General features: G+C 50.8%; 16 protein-coding genes. 5 read left to right on the plus strand and 11 right to left on the minus strand.

Annotation, left to right across the window (positions count from 1 at the left end):
* From tkt to alsE, 3 genes are all read right to left on the minus strand, one after another.
* Positions 1 to 1,325 (minus strand): transketolase (tkt, locus tag FN082_RS09770; RefSeq protein ID WP_142981506.1); only part of this gene is annotated, 1,325 nt, incomplete at its 3' end.
* Complete coding sequence (gene tal, locus FN082_RS09775) at positions 1,325 to 2,284, minus strand: transaldolase (RefSeq protein WP_142981507.1); 960 nt, start codon at positions 2,282 to 2,284, stop codon at positions 1,325 to 1,327. The genes tkt and tal, both read right to left, overlap by 1 nt.
* 72 nt (positions 2,285 to 2,356) lie before the next feature.
* Positions 2,357 to 3,037 (minus strand): D-allulose 6-phosphate 3-epimerase, encoded by a 681-nt coding sequence (gene alsE, locus FN082_RS09780; RefSeq protein WP_139540862.1) that lies wholly within the window; start codon positions 3,035 to 3,037, stop codon positions 2,357 to 2,359.
* Between the two features lie 1,157 nt (positions 3,038 to 4,194).
* Between alsE and fdhF the strand changes: the two genes are divergently transcribed.
* Both fdhF and FN082_RS09790 read left to right on the plus strand, forming a co-directional pair.
* On the plus strand, positions 4,195 to 6,342 hold the full coding sequence (gene fdhF, locus FN082_RS09785; RefSeq protein ID WP_142462548.1) for a formate dehydrogenase subunit alpha: 2,148 nt from the start codon (positions 4,195 to 4,197) through the stop codon (positions 6,340 to 6,342).
* 222 nt (positions 6,343 to 6,564) lie between these two features.
* The gene (locus FN082_RS09790; RefSeq protein ID WP_139540860.1) at positions 6,565 to 7,248 is read left to right on the plus strand and encodes a tetratricopeptide repeat protein; all 684 of its coding nucleotides are present in this window, start codon (positions 6,565 to 6,567) and stop codon (positions 7,246 to 7,248) included.
* 34 nt (positions 7,249 to 7,282) lie between these two features.
* Here FN082_RS09790 and gltP read toward each other — a convergent pair whose 3' ends face one another.
* Positions 7,283 to 8,596 carry a glutamate/aspartate:proton symporter GltP gene (gltP, locus tag FN082_RS09795; protein WP_139540859.1) on the minus strand — a complete coding sequence of 438 codons (1,314 nt, stop codon included), beginning with the start codon at positions 8,594 to 8,596 and terminating at the stop codon, positions 7,283 to 7,285.
* 411 nt (positions 8,597 to 9,007) lie between these two features.
* On the opposite strand from gltP, the gene acs reads away from it, so the two are divergent.
* From acs to actP, 3 genes are all read left to right on the plus strand, one after another.
* The gene (acs, locus tag FN082_RS09805; protein WP_139540858.1) at positions 9,008 to 10,966 is read left to right on the plus strand and encodes an acetate--CoA ligase; all 1,959 of its coding nucleotides are present in this window, start codon (positions 9,008 to 9,010) and stop codon (positions 10,964 to 10,966) included.
* A 180-nt stretch (positions 10,967 to 11,146) separates the two neighbouring features.
* Positions 11,147 to 11,461, plus strand: coding sequence for a DUF485 domain-containing protein (locus FN082_RS09810; protein WP_142462549.1), 315 nt, complete (start codon positions 11,147 to 11,149; stop codon positions 11,459 to 11,461).
* Positions 11,458 to 13,107: a cation/acetate symporter ActP gene (gene actP / locus FN082_RS09815; protein WP_142981508.1), complete on the plus strand. Its 1,650-nt coding sequence runs from the start codon at positions 11,458 to 11,460 to the stop codon at positions 13,105 to 13,107. Before FN082_RS09810 ends, actP begins: the two co-directional genes overlap by 4 nt.
* A 45-nt stretch (positions 13,108 to 13,152) precedes the next feature.
* On the opposite strand, the gene FN082_RS09820 is transcribed toward actP, so the two are convergent.
* From FN082_RS09820 to FN082_RS09850, 7 genes are all read right to left on the minus strand, one after another.
* Positions 13,153 to 14,256, minus strand: coding sequence for a type 1 fimbrial protein (locus FN082_RS09820; protein ID WP_142981509.1), 1,104 nt, complete (start codon positions 14,254 to 14,256; stop codon positions 13,153 to 13,155).
* Between the two features lie 22 nt (positions 14,257 to 14,278).
* A complete protein-coding gene (locus FN082_RS09825; protein WP_142981510.1) occupies positions 14,279 to 14,905 on the minus strand; it encodes a fimbrial protein in 627 nt (208 codons plus the stop codon).
* Positions 14,902 to 17,493: a fimbria/pilus outer membrane usher protein gene (locus FN082_RS09830; protein ID WP_142981511.1), complete on the minus strand. Its 2,592-nt coding sequence runs from the start codon at positions 17,491 to 17,493 to the stop codon at positions 14,902 to 14,904. Before FN082_RS09830 ends, FN082_RS09825 begins: the two co-directional genes overlap by 4 nt.
* The gene (locus FN082_RS09835) at positions 17,447 to 18,133 is read right to left on the minus strand and encodes a fimbrial assembly chaperone (RefSeq protein WP_142462554.1); all 687 of its coding nucleotides are present in this window, start codon (positions 18,131 to 18,133) and stop codon (positions 17,447 to 17,449) included. Before FN082_RS09835 ends, FN082_RS09830 begins: the two co-directional genes overlap by 47 nt.
* A gap of 56 nt (positions 18,134 to 18,189) precedes the next feature.
* Entirely contained in the window at positions 18,190 to 18,723 is a 534-nt protein-coding gene (locus FN082_RS09840) for a fimbrial protein (RefSeq protein WP_142981512.1), read from the minus strand.
* A gap of 627 nt (positions 18,724 to 19,350) precedes the next feature.
* The gene (locus FN082_RS09845; protein ID WP_142981513.1) at positions 19,351 to 20,040 is read right to left on the minus strand and encodes an LrgB family protein; all 690 of its coding nucleotides are present in this window, start codon (positions 20,038 to 20,040) and stop codon (positions 19,351 to 19,353) included.
* A complete protein-coding gene (locus FN082_RS09850) occupies positions 20,033 to 20,443 on the minus strand; it encodes a CidA/LrgA family protein (protein WP_139540850.1) in 411 nt (136 codons plus the stop codon). Before FN082_RS09850 ends, FN082_RS09845 begins: the two co-directional genes overlap by 8 nt.
* Between the last annotated feature and the right edge of the window lie 70 nt (positions 20,444 to 20,513).

A 20,513-nucleotide genomic window follows, 5' to 3' on the forward strand; every position in this document is an offset into this window, starting at 1 on the left:
CGGGCGTATTCGACAAACATCAGGAAGGTGGAGGTGTACGGCAGGAAACCGCCGTGCAGCGCAATACCGTTAGCGATAGCGGTCATACCGAATTCACGCACGCCGTAATGGATGTAGTTACCGGCAGTGTCTTCGTTGATGGCTTTAGAACCGGACCAGATGGTCAGGTTTGACGGTGCCAGGTCAGCGGAGCCGCCGAGGAATTCAGGCAGCAGCGGACCGAAGGCTTCGATCGCATTCTGCGACGCTTTACGGCTGGCGATTTTCGCCGGATTCGCCTGCAGCTTAACGATGAACTCATTCGCTTTCGCATCGAAGTCAGACGGCATATCGCCTTTCATACGACGGGTGAATTCTGCCGCTTCCTGCGGGAAGGCCTTCGCGTAGGCGGCGAATTTCTCGTTCCACGCGGACTCTTTTGCCTGACCGGCTTCTTTGGCATCCCACTGCGCATAGATGTCGGACGGGATTTCGAATGCCGGATGTTTCCAGCCGAGCGCTTCGCGGGTCAGCGCGATCTCTGCGTCGCCCAGCGGCGCGCCGTGGGAGTCGTGGGTACCGGCTTTGTTCGGCGAACCGAAACCAATGATGGTTTTACACATCAGCAGGGACGGTTTGTCAGTGACTGCACGCGCTTCTTCCACCGCGCGTTTAATCGAGTCAGCATCGTGACCGTCCACGCCGAGCACCACGTGCCAGCCGTAGGCTTCGAAGCGTTTTGCCGTGTCGTCGGTGAACCAGCCTTCAACATGACCGTCGATGGAGATGCCGTTGTCGTCATAGAACGCCACCAGTTTGCCAAGCTTCAGGGTACCGGCCAGAGAACATACCTCGTGAGAGATACCTTCCATCATGCAGCCATCGCCCATAAACGCGTAAGTGAAGTGGTCAACAATGTCGTGGCCCGGACGGTTGAACTGCGCCGCCAGGGTTTTCTCCGCAATCGCCATCCCCACCGCATTGGCAATACCCTGACCCAGCGGACCGGTCGTGGTTTCAACACCCGGTGTATAGCCCACTTCCGGGTGGCCCGGCGTTTTGGAATGCAGCTGACGGAAGTTCTTCAGCTCTTCAATCGGCAGATCATAACCTGTGAGGTGCAGCAGGCTGTAAATCAGCATCGAGCCGTGACCGTTGGAGAGAATAAAGCGGTCGCGGTCAGCCCAGGACGGGTTCTGCGGGTTATGGTTCAGGAAGTCCCGCCACAGGACTTCGGCAATATCCGCCATCCCCATCGGCGCGCCGGGGTGGCCGGAGTTGGCCTTCTGTACTGCGTCCATTGAGAGTGCGCGTATTGCATTGGCAAGATCTTTACGTGTCGTCATTATGCTTTCTCTAAATGAAGTGTAATCATGGCTTCCAGTTTGCGCTGGTCCTCTGCGAATAACCGGATCCCCTCTGCAAGCTTCTCTACAGCCATTGGATCTTCATTAAATTGCCAACGGAAATCCGCCTCAGTAATGGATGAAGGTCTGGCATGAGTTTGGCCGGGTACATGTAAATGCTTAACAATGCTGTAGTGACCTTTATCAAGCGTTTGAAGCAATTGCGGAGAAACCGTAAGTTTGTCGCAACCCGCCAGGGCCAGCACCTGCTCTACTTTGCGGAAGCTTGCTCCCATGACCACGGTTGAGTAACCGTGCTGTTTAAAGTAGTTATAAATAGCGCGAACAGATTTAACACCTTCATCCTGTTCAGGATCGTACTCGCTGACCGGGTTTACTTTCTGGTACCAGTCATAAATGCGACCGACAAATGGCGAAATCAAAAAAACGTTTGCTTCTGCGCATGCTCTGGCCTGGGCGAAAGCGAAAATAAGCGTCAGGTTACAGTTGATACCTTCTTTTTCGAGTATTTCAGCCGCCCTAATCCCTTCCCACGTGGCGGCGATTTTAATAAGTACGCGTGATTTATCGATGCCTTGTAATTGATAAAGTTCAATAATACGTTTTGCTCGTTCGATGCAGGCATTAGTATTAAACGAAAGACGGACATCTATTTCCGTTGAGATATGCCCAGGTATATGTTTAAGGATTTCACAACCGATATTAACAGCCAGCTTTTCACAGGCAATAATGACCTGCGATTGTTGGCTATTAGTTTTTTCTTTGGCGAACTGAACTGCATTATTAATTAGTGGCTCATATTCTGGAATGGCTGCGGCCTTGAGAATAAGAGAAGGGTTAGTCGTAGCGTCTTCAGGATGTAATTGTACAATCGAGGACAGATCACCACTGTCAACCACAATGCTGGTGAGTTCTTTCAAGGTGTCAAGTGCCGACATGTTAACTCCAGGCTTTAAACATATGCTGCATTTCACAACAAAATGCAGCAAACTTAAGACATTAATAAAATGTTATGCAGCTACGGTTTCGCGATGGAAAATATCGATCATCTTATCCCATGCCCGACTAACATCAGCGTCTAAAGAAAATAGTCCAGAAGTTCCAACGATATATACATCCACACCCGACGAGGCAATCTGCCCATACGTTTTTTCATTACATGAGCCATCAATCTCTGTCAGATAATGATAGCCATTATTTTGGCGCATATTGATGAGTTTTTTAATTTTGTCCAGTGACTCAGGAATAAACTTCTGACCAGCATAACCAGGATCAACCGACATTACGGTAACTTTATCAAGTAAGTGTGCGTATTCTACAATACTTTCCGCTGGGGTTGCAGGGTTAAGAACAACACCGCATTTTTTACCCGCATCCTTAATCTGATTAAGAAGTCGGAAAATTTTATTATTTGCAGTTTCCGGGTGAAAGCTAATAATATCAGCCCCAGCATCAAGACACATTGGGATGATGTCTTCTGGATGGTTAACCATCAGATGGACATCAATAGGTACAGATGTGATTTTTTTCAGATTCTCAATGAAAAATGGAGAGAGTGTGATATTACGAACGTAGTTCCCATCCATAATATCGACATGATAAAAATCCGCTTTATCATTCATTGCCGTAATTTGTTCTTTAAACAAAGTCAAATCCATACACATTAATGATGGTGAAAATTTAGCACCCACAAGCCACCTCCGATATATTAGTTTAAAGAGTTAGTGAAAAATTGTGGTGATATTACTAATAATAACCCCCACGATTCCGACGTTAGCATTAGCAAACGTAGCAAGCCCTGGCCCTATGTCGCCCATCATCCTGAAATTTCTTTTATTTTATTTCTGTCCAGCAAGTTGCTGAACACTAAAGTGTTTGTGGAATAGACATTAAGATGTCTCAGTAAGATTTCTTGCACTAAGAAGAATATCTGCCAGTTCGTTTTCCACAGATAGTATGACCAACCCCTGCTCCAACTATTGCCACTCACGATCATTATTTTTTCATTCTTTGATCGGACATATAGCATAGCTAAGCCTGGGGCCAATATATAACATTGACCTATTTTTCACGGCTTTTTAAAATAGCCTCTATGTAATTTTCAATAATCTGTTCATGTGCCAACAAGGGTTCTACTGAAAGCCGAATTGTATTTACCACAGTTATCAATCGAGCCAATAACTTTTATTTTATCGAATGCTAACCAGCTGCTAATCATACTTCTTCCCCCGGACCTCATATATAGCAGACTATAAACAGTCAAATAAAATACAACTGTGATCGACCTCTCAGAGTTAGCGCTAACACGAAAAAATGTTAAAAATAGAGTTACCGCTAACAAAAATCATCGTGTGCTCACATCTGCGCTGGGTTTTGCAGCATATCGTAGACACTACAATGCTATTTGTTTGTTTTTAAAACAATTATGCGGTTTCATATAGGCTTCAGACTTAGACGGTAGCTCGAAAGAAAACATCCAATGGGAACATTGGTTTGCCCTGTTCAGGTAGAATCTAACGATAGTTTATACGTTTATACCGGGCAGGCGTTATTTGGCCTGACCCCCATTACTCCGATAAATGCAATACTGTCTCCGAGTCTACTTCTTCCCAAATCCCCGGAGGCGATGCTACGCATCTGTCCGGGCTACCCCGACACGCCCGGCAGCGTTTGTCACATCCCTCCGCTTCGACACGTCAAAACTGACGATAGCCTGTTTTTCGTCAGCATTTCGCCCAAAAAAACAACGTATCATCAGTCGATACCCACAATGAAAACATGGCATAGAAGATGCATATTGATGGCGCGATAGCGCGTATGCGCCAATTGATTAACTGGAGCAAGACCGATGAAAAAAGTCGTCACGGTTTGCCCGTATTGCGCATCAGGTTGCAAAATCAACCTGGTGGTCGATAACGGCAAAATCGTCCGGGCTGAGGCGGCACAGGGGAAAACCAACCAGGGAACCCTGTGTCTGAAAGGCTATTATGGCTGGGATTTTATTAACGATACCCAGATCCTCACCCCGCGCCTGAAAACCCCCATGATCCGTCGCCAGCGCGGCGGCAAGCTGGAATCCGTCTCCTGGGATGAGGCGCTCGATTACGTCGCCACCCGTCTCAGCGCCATTAAAGAGAAGTATGGCCCGGACGCGATTCAGACTACCGGTTCGTCCCGCGGGACGGGTAATGAAACTAACTATGTGATGCAAAAATTCGCGCGCGCCGTTATTGGTACCAATAACGTTGACTGCTGCGCTCGCGTCTGACACGGCCCTTCGGTTGCAGGTCTGCACCAATCGGTCGGTAACGGCGCTATGAGTAATGCCATCACTGAGATCGACAATACCGATCTCGTATTTATCTTCGGGTACAACCCGGCAGATTCACACCCTATTGTGGCGAATCACGTGATTAACGCCAAACGCAATGGGGCGAAAATTATTGTCTGCGATCCGCGTAAAATCGAAACCGCGCGCATTGCCGATATGCACATTGCGTTGAAAAACGGCTCGAACATCGCGCTGCTCAACGCTATTGGGCACGTCATTATCGAAGAGGATCTCTACGATAAATCCTTCGTCGCCAGCCGTTCTGAAGGCTTCGAGGAGTATCGCAAAATCGTCGAAGGCTATACGCCAGAGTCGGTGGAAGAGATTACCGGCGTCAGCGCTCAGGAGATTCGGGCCTGTGCCCGCATGTACGCCAGCGCGAAATCTGCCGCCATTCTGTGGGGCATGGGCGTGACCCAGTTCTATCAGGGCGTGGAGACCGTGCGTTCGCTGACCAGCCTGGCGATTCTGACCGGCAACCTCGGCAAGCCGAGCGTTGGTGTCAACCCGGTGCGCGGTCAGAACAACGTTCAGGGCGCCTGCGATATGGGTGCGCTACCGGATACCTATCCGGGCTATCAATACGTTAAGTTCCCGGAAAACCGCGAGAAGTTCGCCAAAGCCTGGGGCGTGGACAGCCTGCCGGAACACACCGGTTATCGCATCAGCGAGCTGCCGCATCGCGCAGACCACGGCGAAGTGCGGGCGGCGTACATCATGGGGGAAGACCCGCTCCAGACCGACGCCGAGCTGTCCGCCGTGCGTAAAGCGTTTGAACAGCTGGAGCTGGTTATCGTCCAGGACATTTTCATGACCAAAACCGCCGCAGCGGCCGATGTCATTCTGCCGTCCACCTCGTGGGGTGAGCACGAAGGCGTCTATACCGCAGCGGACCGCGGCTTCCAGCGCTTCTTTAAAGCGGTAGAGCCGAAGTGGGACCTGAAAACCGACTGGCAGATCATCAGCGAAATCGCCACCCGAATGGGTTACAAGATGCACTACAACAACACCCAGGAGATCTGGGACGAGTTGCGTCATCTGTGCCCGGATTTCTACGGCGCCACCTACGAGAAAATGGGCGAGCTGGGTTATATCATGTGGCCATGTCGCGATGAGTCTGATGCCGACCAGGGAACCTCTTATCTGTTTAAAGAGAAGTTCGATACCCCGAACGGTCTGGCGCAGTTCTTCACCTGCGACTGGGTCGCGCCGATTGACAAGCTCACCGATGAGTATCCGATGGTGCTATCGACGGTGCGTGAAGTCGGCCACTACTCGTGCCGCTCGATGACCGGTAACTGCGCGGCGCTAGCGGCACTGGCGGATGAACCAGGCTATGCGCAAATCAATACCGCCGACGCCGAGCGTCTGGGCATTGAGGATGAAGCGCTGGTGTGGGTTAACTCGCGTAAAGGCCGCATCATCACCCGCGCGCAGGTTAGCGATCGCCCGAACAAAGGGGCGGTCTATATGACCTACCAGTGGTGGATTGGCGCCTGTAACGAGCTGGTGACCGAGAACCTGAGTCCGATAACCAAAACGCCGGAGTATAAATACTGCGCCGTCAACATTGAGCGGATTAGCGACCAGCGTGCCGCCGAGCAGTACGTGATTGACGAGTACAACAAGCTGAAATCCCGCCTGCGCGAAAGCGCAATGGGTTAATCAAGCCGCCTCCCCGGAGGCGGTGCTTCGCACCTGTCCGGGCTACCGGACGGCAAACGGCTGGAAATTTGTAACCCGGGCAAGGCGCGTTAGCGCCGCCCCCGGGAAACAGACGGCACGATTGTTCGGGCAAAGCATGAGTATTCCCCACAAGTTCCCGTCGTTTTCTTCTTCTTCGCCTCCCTTTATACTGCGCACTATGTCCTCTACCGATAATAAAAAATGAAATACCTCTATTTACTGCTGGTGATAGCAAGCGTCGCCGCAGGCGCCATGGAACCAGGCAGCCAGTACAAACAGCAGGCCGAAGCGGGCGACCCGCGCGCGCAATATTACCTTGCTGATACTTACGTTAGCTTCGGTGATTTTCCGCAGGCCGAGTACTGGGCGCAAAAAGCCGCAAACAATGGCGACGGCGACGCGCTGGCGCTGCTCGCTCAGCTCAAAATTCGCAATCCGCAGCAGGCCGACTACCACCAGGCCAAAGCGCTGGCGGAAAAATCCGTGCAGACTGGCAGCAAGGCGGGAGAAATTGTTCTCGCCAGGGTGCTGGTAAACCAGCAGGCCGGTACGCCGAACTATCCGCACGCCATCACCCTGTTACAGGATGCGGCCCAGGATCCAGAAAGCGACTCCGCCGTCGACGCCCAGATGCTGCTGGGGCTAATCTACGCCAGCGGCGTTCACTCACCGGAAGATGACGCGAAAGCGACACAGTATTTTAAAGAGAGCTCCGCCCTCTCCCGCACCGGCTATGCCGAATATTGGGCCGGAATGCTGTTCCAGCAGGGGGAAAAAGGCTTTATCGAACCGAACAAGCAGAAAGCGCTGCACTGGCTTAACGTCAGCTGTCAGGAAGGGTTTGATACCGGGTGCGAAGAGTTCGACAGGATAAGTAAAAGATAAGAAAAAGCCCGATGCGATGCACCGGGCTTTGTTTTTATTGCGCCGTTTTATCAAATTTGCCCAGCACTTCACGCTCATACGCCAGCGCTTTTTTGCGGTCAAACTTGTGCTCCCACTTGGCGATAACCAGTACCGCCAGCGCGTTACCCACTACGTTCAGCGCGGTACGCGCCATATCGAGGATACGGTCAACGCCAGCAATGAACGCCAGACCTTCCAGCGGAATCCCCACGCTGCCCAGCGTCGCCAGCAGCACCACGAAGGAGACGCCCGGTACGCCCGCAATCCCTTTCGACGTCACCATCAGCGTCAGCACGAGGGTAATTTCCTGCCAGATGGACAGATCAATACCGTACAGCTGGGCAATAAAGATGGCCGCGATACTCTGGTACAACGTTGAGCCATCGAGGTTAAACGAGTAGCCGGTCGGTACCACGAAGCTGGTGATCGCCGCCGGCGCGCCATAGGCTTCCATCTTCTCGATAATTCGCGGCAGCACGCTTTCAGAGCTGGCGGTGGAATACGCCAGAATCAGCTCATCTTTCAGAATGCGAATCAGGATCCAGATACTTAGCCCGCATACACGCGCCACGATACCCAATACTACCAACGCGAAGAACAGGATGGCGAAGTAAACCAGAATCACCAGCTTCGCCAGCGGCCACAACGAGGCAAAGCCGAAGGTCGCGACGGTCACCGAAATCAGGGCAAATACCCCGATCGGCGCATAGCGCATCACCATGTGCGTCACTTTGAACATGGTTTCAGAGATGGAGCGGAACACCGTGACCAGCGGTTCACGGTGGGTCGCAGGCAGCGAAGAGAGGCCCAGACCAAACAGCACCGAGAAGAAGATGATCGGCAGCATGTCGCCTTTCGCCATCGAAGCGACGATATTGGTCGGCACCAGCGAGAGGATCGTGCCCATCAGGCCATGCGCGTGGCTCTGCACTTCTGCCGTGGTACTTTGATATTTTGAAATATCCACTGCCGCCAGCTGCGACATATCGATCCCGGTCCCAGGCTGGAAGACGTTAGCCAGGGTAATCCCCAGCACGATCGCCACCGTGGTGATCACTTCAAAATAGATGATGGTTTTTGCGCCGATACGGCCCAGTTGCTTCGCATCGCCCACGCCCGCAATACCGACTACCAGGGTCGAAATCACAATCGGCACAACGATCATTTTAATCAGGTGGATAAAGATATCGCCGGCAGGCGTCAGCAGATTTGAGATTAACCAATCACGGCTTTCGGCGTGGTAATGCAGGTAACTGCCCAGAAGGATGCCCAGCACCAGGGCCAGCAAAATTTGCCAGGCCAGGCTGACTTTTGTTTTTTTCTTCACTACAGACTTCCTCAATGAAAGGCACCATTCCAGAAGGTAATGACGCCCACTGAAAGGGGTATGAATTGTGTTGCGTTGCTTTATGGGGTTATTTAACGCGCAATATCAGTATCATTTGCACGGCATGCTGCGCAAGTCTTTAAGAACAGCGGTTTACTCTGCTTTTATGCATAAACTCGCTAATATCCCCAACTTACCTTGCATAAGTATTTGTTATAAAAAATATTTAATATATTCAATTTCTATAAATACATATCGGAAATTATTTCACCTCAAAGTTTCATTTGATTGCTTTTCATTCAATTTAATTATTGCGTGATCTGCCCCCCAAATAGCAAACAAAGCCGCCAAAGCCCCTACTCTTAACGTTTATTTGACATATATTTAACAACCTACAGGAGAAAAAAAGCCATGAGCCAAATACACAAACACTCTATTCCCGCTAATATTGCGGAACGCTGCCTGATTGACCCGGAACAGTACCAGGCGCAGTATCAGCAGTCCGTCACCGACCCCGATGCCTTTTGGGGCGAGCAGGGCAAAATCCTTGACTGGATCAAACCCTATACTCGCGTGAAAAACACCTCGTTCGCACCGGGGAATATTTCCATCAAATGGTACGAAGACGGTACCCTGAACCTCGCGGCTAACTGCCTCGATCGCCATCTGGCGGAGCGCGGCGACCAGACGGCGATCATCTGGGAAGGCGACGACGCCAGCCAAAGTAAAAACATCACTTATCGCGAGCTACATCACGATGTCTGCCGCTTTGCCAACGTCCTGCTCGACCTCGGCATTAAAAAGGGCGATGTGGTGGCCATTTATATGCCTATGGTGCCGGAAGCGGCGGTAGCGATGCTGGCCTGCGCCCGCATCGGCGCAATCCACTCGGTGATTTTCGGCGGCTTCTCGCCCGAAGCGGTTGCTGGTCGCATTATTGACTCCAATTCCCGTCTGGTCATTACCTCAGATGAAGGGTTGCGCGCCGGTCGCGCGATCCCGCTGAAGAAAAACGTTGATGACGCGTTAAAAAACCCAAACGTCAAAAGCATTGAGAACGTGGTGGTCTTCAAACGTACCGGCGGCAAAATCGACTGGCATGAAGGTCGCGACCTGTGGTGGAGCGATCTGATTGAGAAAGCCAGCGCGGAGCATCAGCCGGAAGAGATGAACGCCGAAGACCCGCTGTTTATCCTTTATACCTCCGGCTCGACCGGTAAACCAAAAGGCGTACTGCATACTACCGGCGGCTACCTGGTCTATGCGGCCTCGACCTTTAAATACGTTTTCGACTACCATCCGGGCGATATCTACTGGTGTACCGCCGACGTCGGCTGGGTCACTGGCCACAGCTACCTGCTGTATGGCCCGCTGGCCTGCGGTGCAACGACGTTGATGTTCGAAGGCGTGCCGAACTGGCCGACTCCGGCGCGCATGTGCCAGGTGGTTGATAAGCATCAGGTCAACATTCTTTATACCGCGCCAACGGCGATCCGTGCGCTGATGGCGGAAGGTGATAAAGCCATTGAGGGTACTGACCGCTCTTCCCTGCGTATTCTCGGCTCCGTCGGCGAGCCGATTAACCCGGAAGCCTGGGAGTGGTACTGGAAGAAGATCGGTAACGAGAAGTGCCCGGTGATGGATACCTGGTGGCAGACCGAAACCGGCGGCTTTATGATCACTCCGCTACCGGGCGCCATTGAGCTGAAAGCCGGTTCCGCCACGCGTCCGTTCTTCGGCGTCCAGCCGGTACTGGTGGATAACGAAGGCACGCCGCTGGAAGGCGCGACCGAGGGCAACCTGGCGATCGCCGACTCCTGGCCAGGCCAGGCGCGCACCTTGTTCGGCGATCACGAACGCTTTGAGCAAACCTACTTCTCTACCTTTAAAAATATGTACTTCAGCGGCGACGGCGCGCGTCGTGATGAAGATGGTTACTACTGGATCACCGGTCGCGTCGATGACGTACTGAACGTTTCCGGGCACCGTCTGGGCACTGCCGAAATCGAATCAGCGCTGGTGTCGCACCCGAAAATCGCCGAAGCAGCGGTAGTCGGTATTCCGCATAACATCAAAGGCCAGGCCATCTATGCCTACGTGACGCTTAACCACGGCGAAGAACCCACACCGGAACTGTACGCCGAGGTGCGCAACTGGGTGCGTAAAGAGATTGGTCCGCTGGCGACGCCGGACGTACTGCACTGGACCGACTCCTTACCGAAAACCCGTTCGGGCAAAATCATGCGCCGCATTCTGCGCAAAATTGCCGCGGGGGATACCAGTAATCTCGGCGATACCTCAACGCTCGCCGATCCAGGCGTGGTGGAAAAACTGCTCGAAGAGAAGCAGGCCATCGCTATGCCATCATAAATCAACCGATCCCCTACACCCTCTCCCCACCAGGGGAGAGGACATAAAAATACTCCCCAAGGATTTCAGGTAGCAGGAAAGCGGTAAACAGGCTGATTCCCGACAGTTAACTGCCGGGCGGATGAGTGTTGCCGATGACTCGCGCGTGGATGACGAAAGGGAACCTCTGGAGACGCTACGATGAACGATCAGATTTGTCAGCGGATAGAAAATAGTGCGCATTTTAGGGAGCTTGTTGCAGCCCGGCAAAGGTTTGCCGCCATCCTGTCACTGATTATGTTGGTGATCTATGTGGGCTTTATTCTGCTTATTGCCTTCGCCCCCGGCTGGCTGGGCGCGCCGCTGCATGCGGGAACCAGCGTCACCCGGGGAATTCCGATTGGTATCGGCGTGATCGTTATCTCTTTCGTACTAACCGGAATTTACGTCTGGCGGGCAAACGGTGAATTTGACCAGCTGACGAAGAGCATTCTCAGCGAGGTGAAAGCATCATGAAGAAAGTCCTGACGGCGCTTGCCGCCACGCTCCCTTTTACCGCGAACGCCGCAGACGCCATTACCGGCGCGGTACAGCGCCAGCCGACTAACTGGCAGGCGATTATCATGTTCCTGATTTTCGTCGCTCTGACGCTGTACATCACTTACTGGGCGTCAAAACGCGTGCGCTCACGTAGCGACTATTACACCGCAGGCGGCAATATTACCGGCTTTCAGAACGGGCTGGCGATTGCCGGCGACTTTATGTCGGCGGCCTCGTTTCTCGGTATTTCCGCGCTGGTGTACACCTCCGGCTACGATGGACTAATCTACTCTCTCGGCTTCCTCGTCGGCTGGCCAATTATTCTGTTTCTGATCGCCGAGCGCCTGCGTAACCTCGGACGCTACACCTTTGCCGACGTCGCGTCTTATCGTCTCAAACAGGGGCCGATTCGCACGCTTTCCGCCTGCGGTTCACTGGTGGTAGTGGCGCTGTATCTGATAGCCCAGATGGTCGGCGCAGGTAAGCTGATTCAGCTGCTGTTCGGCCTCAACTACCACGTTGCGGTGGTGCTGGTCGGCGTGCTGATGGTGCTCTACGTCCTGTTCGGCGGTATGCTCGCCACCACCTGGGTGCAGATTATCAAAGCGGTGCTGCTGCTGTTCGGCGCCAGCTTTATGGCCTTTATGGTAATGAAGCACGTCGGCTTCAGCTTCAATAACCTGTTCACCGAAGCGATGGCGGTCCATCCTAAAGGCTCGGCGATCATGAGCCCCGGCGGACTGGTAAAAGACCCGATATCGGCGCTGTCGCTCGGTCTTGGTCTGATGTTCGGTACTGCGGGTCTGCCGCATATTCTGATGCGTTTCTTCACCGTAAGCGATGCCAAAGAAGCGCGGAAAAGCGTGTTTTACGCCACCGGCTTTATGGGTTACTTCTATATTCTGACCTTTATCATCGGCTTCGGCGCCATCATGCTGGTGGGGGCGAATCCGGCATTTAAAGATGCGGCCGGGCAGCTTATCGGCGGCAACAATATGGCGGCGGTGCATCTGGCGGATGCGGTCGGCGGCAACCTGTTCCTCGGCTTTATCTCGGCCGTTGCTTTCGCCACTATTCTGGCGGTGGTGGCTGGCCTGACGCTGGCGGGGGCTTCAGCTGTTTCGCACGACCTGTACGCCAACGTCTTTAAGAAAGGCGCAACCGAGCGCGAAGAGTTGAGAGTGTCGAAGATTACCGTGCTGATTCTGGGCGTGGTGGCGATTCTTTTGGGCATCCTGTTTGAGAATCAAAACATCGCCTTTATGGTCGGTCTGGCGTTCTCTATCGCCGCGAGCTGTAACTTCCCGATTATCCTGCTGTCGATGTACTGGTCGAAGCTGACCACGCGCGGGGCGATGATTGGCGGCTGGCTGGGTCTGCTGACCGCGGTGATTCTGATGATCCTCGGCCCGACTATCTGGGTGCAGATCCTCGGTCACGAAAAGGCGATATTCCCGTATGAATATCCGGCGCTGTTCTCTATCGCCATCGCCTTTATCGGTATCTGGTTCTTCTCTGCGACCGATAACTCAGAGGAAGGGCTGCGCGAGCGCGAGCTGTTCCGTGCGCAGTTTATTCGTTCACAGACCGGGATTGGTATAGAGAAAGGTCAGGCGCATTAATGATGATTTACTCCCCGGTAGGCAGACCGGGGAATTTTTTATACGTTAGTTGTAGGTAAACGTGATGGTTCCGCTTGCGTTGGCGGTTCCTGGCGTCACCTCAGAGCCGGTTTTATAATAATTGGTCGAAAAGCTCAGCATATTAGTCCCCTCCGCTCCACCAGTGTTAGACGGATCGGTGAATATAGTATAGCCGGCATCAGCGCCGGAATTCGTCACCGTCGTTCTGTTGACTGGGTCAAAAACCCTGTAGGTGGTAGTATTCACCGATAGCGGAAAGCCGTTGATATTCAACTGAACCCCCACTCCGGTCGCAACATTCTCACCGGGCGTCAGCGCAATCACGGTATGATCCGGGTTATCGCCCTCTGCTTCCGTCGCGCTAATGCGCATCGTCACGTTAGTTCCCGGTTCGCAGGTCAGCGTCAGGGTCTGCTGGGCGGAACCTGCTTTATTGGAGAGATTAAACTCGCTGGTTTTAATGGTGCCCATCGGGAAATTCAGCGAGGACGTACTCGCGTTGCAGCCCATCGGCGTTAGCTGGATTTTTGTCGTACCGGTTATATGCAGTTGGGAGATGACCATCGTTCCGGCGCTATCTTTAAGCGAGACTGACGAAATGGGATCCTTTAGCGTCAGAGAACTATTGCTGGCAATGGCGCCGCCGGTGGCAACAAGCTGCAGCTGGTATTTTGGGGTATAATATGTAGCAGCCCAGTAATCAAGAAAACCACTTGGCTTGCCCAGGTAGAAGTCCGCATCACCGATATAATGCTGGCTATAGTCCGCATTAAAATCATCCGTATCGCCATCATATTCACCGGTCACGTTTAGCCACACTTTCACCCTCAGGCCAATACCGGGCACGTTGGTCGTATATATGCCATCGCTAACAGTCGAGATGATATTATCGGAAGACCATGCAAATTGTGCGTAGATATTGCCTTGACAGTTAAGAACATAGGTTTGCGACCGTGAAATTTGGCCAGAATCATAAAGAACCGTTCCGGCAGAGTAACTTCCCGCATTCACTAATATTTTTTCAGGCAGATTGGTCATTGTCACATCACCATAATTGGTGCCTGTTGTACACGACCACCCATAGACTGGAAAGCTTAACGCCAGTAGTAATAAAATATTCTTGAACATATTCATCTCTGCACGTTATTAATTATTTATAAGACACATTAAATGTCGAGGTAAAAATAACGCCCCCTGCAGTTATCTGCCCATAGGGGGTATACATTCTGGCAATCATGTCAAAAACATGACCGCCCGGCTCGTCACTGAAGGTGTAGGTATACTGATCGCCTGGCCCAAGGGATTTGGCACCTTTAAGACTAACTAATTGTAATCCAACACCTTTTGCCCCTGAACTATCCGTCTGTGCATTCTTATATATCATTGAATAAGTACTATCATAATATGAACCGCTAAATGTAATAGTGACCGATGCCGTACCTTTAGAGCAGTTTTCAAACTCAAGATAAACAGGGATATTTTCGCTATTAGCTCCCGGTTTTCCCGTCAGATGCTGATAAGATACGGTGCCTAAATCAATATTCTCCGAAGGTTTTATCGACACCTCACAGACAGGTTCTTCAATAGTTCCCGTAACATTAAAATTAACGGTACTCGCCGCATCATAAGCCCAGGCCGGCATAGTGCTGCTCAGCAGAAATCCTATACCGGAAATAAATAACAGCAATAGAGATTTCGCCGATGTTTTAACATATTTTATCCGCATCGCTACCATCCTGACTTTCTGGCCTGAACCGAATATATTGAGACTCATCATCGGCAATCCGCCGTATAAAAAACAATATCGTCAATTGATTTATTGGATGATAAATCATAGTTGGCGTAACATTGGGTATTTTGAGCATCGCCCCACTTTACAAATAATCGGCCTTTTGCTGGTAATCCGGTAAGATAGGCTTGTCCGGAATCACCCACTATAGAGCTGCGTTTTTCTTTACTATCCAGATCTTCGTCATCCAACGTAATTACGGCGCCAAAAGGTATGTCTTTATTCTGGAAACGCAGGGTCATCATTGCCTTATAGCCAATCCAGGTATCATATTTAACTTTTACGATCGCATTACGCGTCGGCACCACCGTTCTGACGATATTATCAATTTCCGCACCGGAGACCTGCTGTTCATCAAGAGAGAGATTGTTTTCATGGTAGGCTCTTACGAAAGGCACCACAGCGTATCCGGCAGAATCGGTCACTACGTTGGTCTGCCCGCGTATCGCCACATCTTTGACACCAGGCGCTTCAACCAGCGCCACGCTTTCGCCAAGATAGCGGGAAAAAGTGACGCCACCGGAATGGGCGACCATTCCCCCGCGCAGCGAGTAATTATAGTGAGAGCTATAGCTGTCATAACCATATCCGGCGGTCACCTCGCCTTTGGAGCCCTGGTAGTTGAGGTTTACGTTCCCTGAGGTGCTCTTATCACTGGCGTTGTACCCTTCCTGCACATTCCAGTTCAGAGAACGATCGGCAAAAGCCGCTCCGCTCAAACCAAGGCTGTGCGTCGTGTCCCCCTTCCGACTACTGTTCATGTTGTAGTTGGCTGAAGTATTCGCGCCAAAAGGCACGCTCACGGTGAGTGAAATAATACTATCGCTGGAGTGCGAATTGTCATTGTTCTGGCTGGAGCTCTGCACATTTCGGTTATAGGAGTAATTGATGAAATAGGACACCCGACCAAGGGTATTGCTGTAACTCACCCCCAGCGATTCCATGCGCGAGTTATCCCAGTAAGATTCACTGACCAACGAAAGGGAGAGTGAACCAAAGCCAGCGAATATCTGCGAAGCCGATGCGTCAAAACGATCTTTCGTCCGCCCATTTGATGAACAACAGCCGCTGTAGGAATTCGCGTTATCGATAAAATTTTGCAGCGAGTAGTAACCATGCGTTGAATAACGATATCCCGCGACGGAAAAGTTGGTTCCCGTCAGCGGAAAATCTTTACTAAAGCGCACGCGATAAGACTGCCCTTCGCTGGATGATGTTTTATCTGATTTCGGATTTTCTTTTATATCCGCCCAGGACTGAGAAGCATCGAATGAGAGCGCGCCGACAGACCCCAGATTAAACCCAGCGCCCAGTAGCGCATTGCTATATTTGTCTTCCAGTTGCTGGAAACCACCGTACAACGTGACGTTGCTCAATGCCCCCCAGGCAAGGGTAGATTGCAAGAAGTTATATTCCTTTCCGCCTGAGCTTCCTGAGCGAGTTTTACCGCTGCTGAAAGCATAGTCTACCTGCCCCTCGCGCTGCAGAATCGCCAGCGAGGCAAAAGGCACAACAAAGCTCTGCTCACTGCCATCAGATTCTTTCACCGTCACATAGAGATCGCCCGCGCTCCCGGTTGGGTAAAGGTCGTTTATCTCGAATGCGCCAGGAGATACTGTGGTTTTATAGATGCTGTATCCGTTCTGATAAACCGTCACGTCGGCGGTTGTGCGGGCAATGCCTTTAATGACCGGCGCAAAGCCATTCATGCTATCCGGCAGCATCTCTTTATCTGAGTTCAACTGCAGACCGGTGAAGCTGATACTGTCAAATACGCCTGATGAGGTATAGGTCTGGCCCATTATCAGCTGGCCTTTCAGGGCGTGGATATCACGTGCAATATAGCTGTAGACAGAGTCCCATTGGTTACCGTCATCATTATGATTAAGGGTGCTGTAGTTGCGTAAACGCCACGGTCCAACGTTCAGACCCGGCTGTAGGCTGACAAACTGGCTGGATGTCGATTCACCACCGTGCCGAGGATCGGTTTTTTGCCCGGAAAGGTTGTAATTAAGCAAGCCGGCAGTAATGCCCTGCTGCCACCTGCTTTCGGGGACATAACCTTGCGGACGGTGCTGCATAGCAATCTGGGGCAATGTAAAATCCACCCGCTGACGCGAAAGCTGCACCGCCATCTCCCATCCGGGGATCGCAGACAGCTTTGCGCACCCGGAGCCAGCGACCGTGAGTTCGGGATAGTCTTCAGTTTTAATCGACCACTCCTTCAGGCGCGCGACGTTGATACACGGCTGAGCGGAAGAGTCGTTACCGTCATTTTGCGGCTGGAAAACAACAGATTCAGAACCAATAAACTTGTCGTTAATGTAGACATCGAGATTGTATTGACCCGGAGGGACGGACTCCTGGGAAATATAGGTCAAATCTACGGCTGTCGCACCGGTTTCATTCACTTCAAGTAGGTGAGGGTTGAAGTATTCTCCAGCGACAGTCGGTAATGGGATTGCGGCAAGGCCAAATAGAATAGCGATGTAGCTGCTTTTCAATGCAAATGTATTATTACACTCAATATTATTGAATGATGGCGGTATATTTCGGCCCTGACATACCATAATCATTGATCACGCTCCATGTAACTTCTCTTTTCCCTGATGAAGATGCGCTTGCTACCGGTATTTTTATCGTTGAGTAAGGGGCGACAAACCAAGCTTCGGGTACGGCCTTGCCATTAACAAATATTCCTGAGAAGTTCATATATAGCGGAGAATTATTTTTCACCTTTAGCTCTCGTCCTTCACTGGACCATTGCAATTTCTCAGAGAAATTTTCCGGAATAGCTTTTTTTAAGGCTGCTGGCCGATAAATAAGCTTAATTCGGGAGTTGATAGCAAACTGCACCATGTTCTTATCTGGTGCGTTATCCATTGCAGGAATACCTTTAATATTTAGCCAAAACATTGACTCCCTGTCTTCCGGCAAAGGTTTTCCCGTTCGAAGGATTCGTACGAATCCTTGTTCACCCGCTTTCAGGCGAAACAAGGGAGGGGTCGTAATAAACGAATCTTTCGCAGGCGAGTTTTCATCCACAATGGAGAGCCAGGACTGTACTATATTTGTAACATTATCTTTATTTTGAACAGACACGGTGGTTGCTTTTTGTGTACCATCGAAGATAACGCGTGTACCGCCAACAACCACACTAGCCTGCGATACTGAAACACAGGAGAATAAACAAACACAACATAATAATCTGTTCATGGCATTGTCCAAACAGGGAAAGCAAAATACTTTCCCTTTGATATATTGTTACTTAATTAATAATAGGTAACGTTATAAGTTACTGTCGTCTGCACCGGACCTTTAGTCGGATCTGAAGCGCCAGATTTAGCCATTTTCACGGTAAACGGAACGGTGGCTTCGCCAGAGGAGATATCGACATCAGAACCTTCGGTATTATTCTTCTGAATAACCCCTGCGTTATCAAAAATAGCGACAGCAACATTGGCAGCTGGAGATGAAGCCTGGTTCTTAAAGTAATCACTATTAAACGTATCAGCTTCACCACCAAAGGTGATTCTGGCTTTAGTCAGAGAACCTTCATCTGTAGGGCAACCGGTCAAAGTGAAAGAGAAGTTTTTCGCCGAGCTATAGGTATTGGCTTTTAAATCTGCTACTGAGACAGTCCCCATCTCAATCGCCGAAACGCCATTATCAATAGTAGCGGTACAAGTCGTATCGGAAACTGTCCCGGTAAACTTGATGGTGTTATCCGCATGGGACATTGCAACCAGAGAGCAGCCCGCAGATAAGGCCAGAATTTTAGCTAAAGTTTTTACATTGGTTTTCATTGGTATTCCCCTATTTATCCAGATTAACAATCAATCCATCAATTGTTTATGGCCATATATTAGAGAATGAACATGGATAACAACTTAGCTATAAGCTGTTGCATTCGCACGGGGAATGAATAACCTGCATTTAATATTCGCTGAACACATAAATGCAAGAGCTTTAGTTCCACATGAATCCATTCAATAATAAAAGCTCACGTCATCAAGGTAACTGAAACTAGGAGTATTCTCAACAAAATAAATATACTTAGCTTAAAGGTATAATTAGTTATAATTAATAATCACAATATATCATTTAAAAATAAGCAAGTAAAATCATGGCATTATAAAATATAGTGATTCACTATAAAAATATCACATTATGAATACATTCAAGATGTGATTGTGATCTCATCTCAATTGAAACAATTAGTTACAATTGAGATGTGAAGTAATTAAGAATATTCGCGAAAAAAAATAAGAAAACACGCATCAAATCCCTGACCAATATTAACACCATAACTAATTAAACCATTAATCATACAAGCATAAATATGTAGTACTAATTAACCTATTTTATTAAAAATACTTAATATATCTCCGGAGCCATCCGTAAAGATAATAATCGTGATAATGATTTAATTCTCAAAACATAATCCATCGCACCAGCGGCGCGGCCAGCACCATCACCACGCCGGAAAGCATCATCACCAGACTTGCCACCACGCCCTCCTGCGGCCCCAGCTCATAGGAACGCGCGGTTCCGGCACCGTGGGACGCCGCGCCAAATCCCGCCCCTTTCGCCATCCCCTCTCGGATGGAAAGACGCAGAAACAGTACGTCGCCCACCGCCATACCGAATACTCCGGTGACCACCACAAACAGGGCGACCAAATCAGGCTGGCCGCCCAGCGGCTTGGCTGCCGCCAGCGCAAAGGGCGTCGTCACCGAACGTACCGCCAGGCTGCGCTGGATCTCATCGGGCAGCGTAAACAATCGCGCCAGCCACACCGAACTGGTCACCGCCACCACCGATGCAGTAGTGACGCCAGCGGTTAGCGACATCCAGTGACGTTTAATAATCGCCAGGTTGTCATATACCGGCACGGCAAAAGCAATGGTTGCCGGGCCCAGCAGCCACAGCAGCCAGTGGGTTTCCCCCATATAGCTTTGATAAGAGATATGGCCGAATACCAGAATCAGTACCAGCAGGATCGGGGTGAAAACCAGCGGCATCAGCGGCAGTTTATGAAAGCGTCGATAAAGCCGCTTGTTGGCAAAATAGAGTCCCAGAGTCACGAGAAGACACAGAACGCTTAGCTGAAAATCACTCATGTTTCATCCTGCTGACTTCATAGCGATACACTTTATCGACCACCCACGCCGTTGCGCCCAGCACCATCATGGTACTCAAGCCAATCACCAGGAAGATGCGCCAGCCATCCACCATCAGCAACTGCGCATAGTTGACCACGGCGACCACCGCAGGAACGAAAAATAGCAGCATCTCCGCCAGCAGCCAGCGGGCCCCGGCACGTACCCAGTTTAAGGGGATAATCCGGCAAACAATCAGCGCCAGCAGCATCAGCATCCCCACCAGGTTCGCCGGAAGGGGCAGATGCAGCCAGTTAACTAAATATTCCGCGCAGACGAACAGTGCGGCGTAGATCAGTACCTGAACCGGTACCTGCAGACGTTGCATGACGAAAGGCGTCACGCGAGCTGGCGCGAAGGCCATGAGCGGTATTCCTGAAAAAGAAGACAGGCGTGCAGTATAGAGAGCCGCCTGGCCGGGCAGAAATGAATTA

The organism is Klebsiella spallanzanii (genome assembly GCF_902158555.1).
In the GTDB taxonomy this organism is placed as follows: Bacteria; Pseudomonadota; Gammaproteobacteria; order Enterobacterales; family Enterobacteriaceae; genus Klebsiella; species Klebsiella spallanzanii.

What these genes read in the sequence shown, in the direction of transcription:
- tal (WP_142981507.1), bottom strand. Translation starts at nt 2,284, where the DNA reads ATGTCGGCACTTGACACCTTGAAAGAACTCACCAGCATTGTGGTTGAC.
- FN082_RS09790 (WP_139540860.1), top strand. Translation starts at nt 6,565, where the DNA reads ATGAAATACCTCTATTTACTGCTGGTGATAGCAAGCGTCGCCGCAGGC.
- acs (WP_139540858.1), top strand. Translation starts at nt 9,008, where the DNA reads ATGAGCCAAATACACAAACACTCTATTCCCGCTAATATTGCGGAACGC.
- FN082_RS09810 (WP_142462549.1), top strand. Translation starts at nt 11,147, where the DNA reads ATGAACGATCAGATTTGTCAGCGGATAGAAAATAGTGCGCATTTTAGG.
- actP (WP_142981508.1), top strand. Translation starts at nt 11,458, where the DNA reads ATGAAGAAAGTCCTGACGGCGCTTGCCGCCACGCTCCCTTTTACCGCG.
- FN082_RS09820 (WP_142981509.1), bottom strand. Translation starts at nt 14,256, where the DNA reads ATGTTCAAGAATATTTTATTACTACTGGCGTTAAGCTTTCCAGTCTAT.
- FN082_RS09825 (WP_142981510.1), bottom strand. Translation starts at nt 14,905, where the DNA reads ATGATGAGTCTCAATATATTCGGTTCAGGCCAGAAAGTCAGGATGGTA.
- FN082_RS09830 (WP_142981511.1), bottom strand. Translation starts at nt 17,493, where the DNA reads ATGATTATGGTATGTCAGGGCCGAAATATACCGCCATCATTCAATAAT.
- FN082_RS09835 (WP_142462554.1), bottom strand. Translation starts at nt 18,133, where the DNA reads ATGAACAGATTATTATGTTGTGTTTGTTTATTCTCCTGTGTTTCAGTA.
- FN082_RS09840 (WP_142981512.1), bottom strand. Translation starts at nt 18,723, where the DNA reads ATGAAAACCAATGTAAAAACTTTAGCTAAAATTCTGGCCTTATCTGCG.
- FN082_RS09845 (WP_142981513.1), bottom strand. Translation starts at nt 20,040, where the DNA reads ATGAGTGATTTTCAGCTAAGCGTTCTGTGTCTTCTCGTGACTCTGGGA.
- FN082_RS09850 (WP_139540850.1), bottom strand. Translation starts at nt 20,443, where the DNA reads ATGGCCTTCGCGCCAGCTCGCGTGACGCCTTTCGTCATGCAACGTCTG.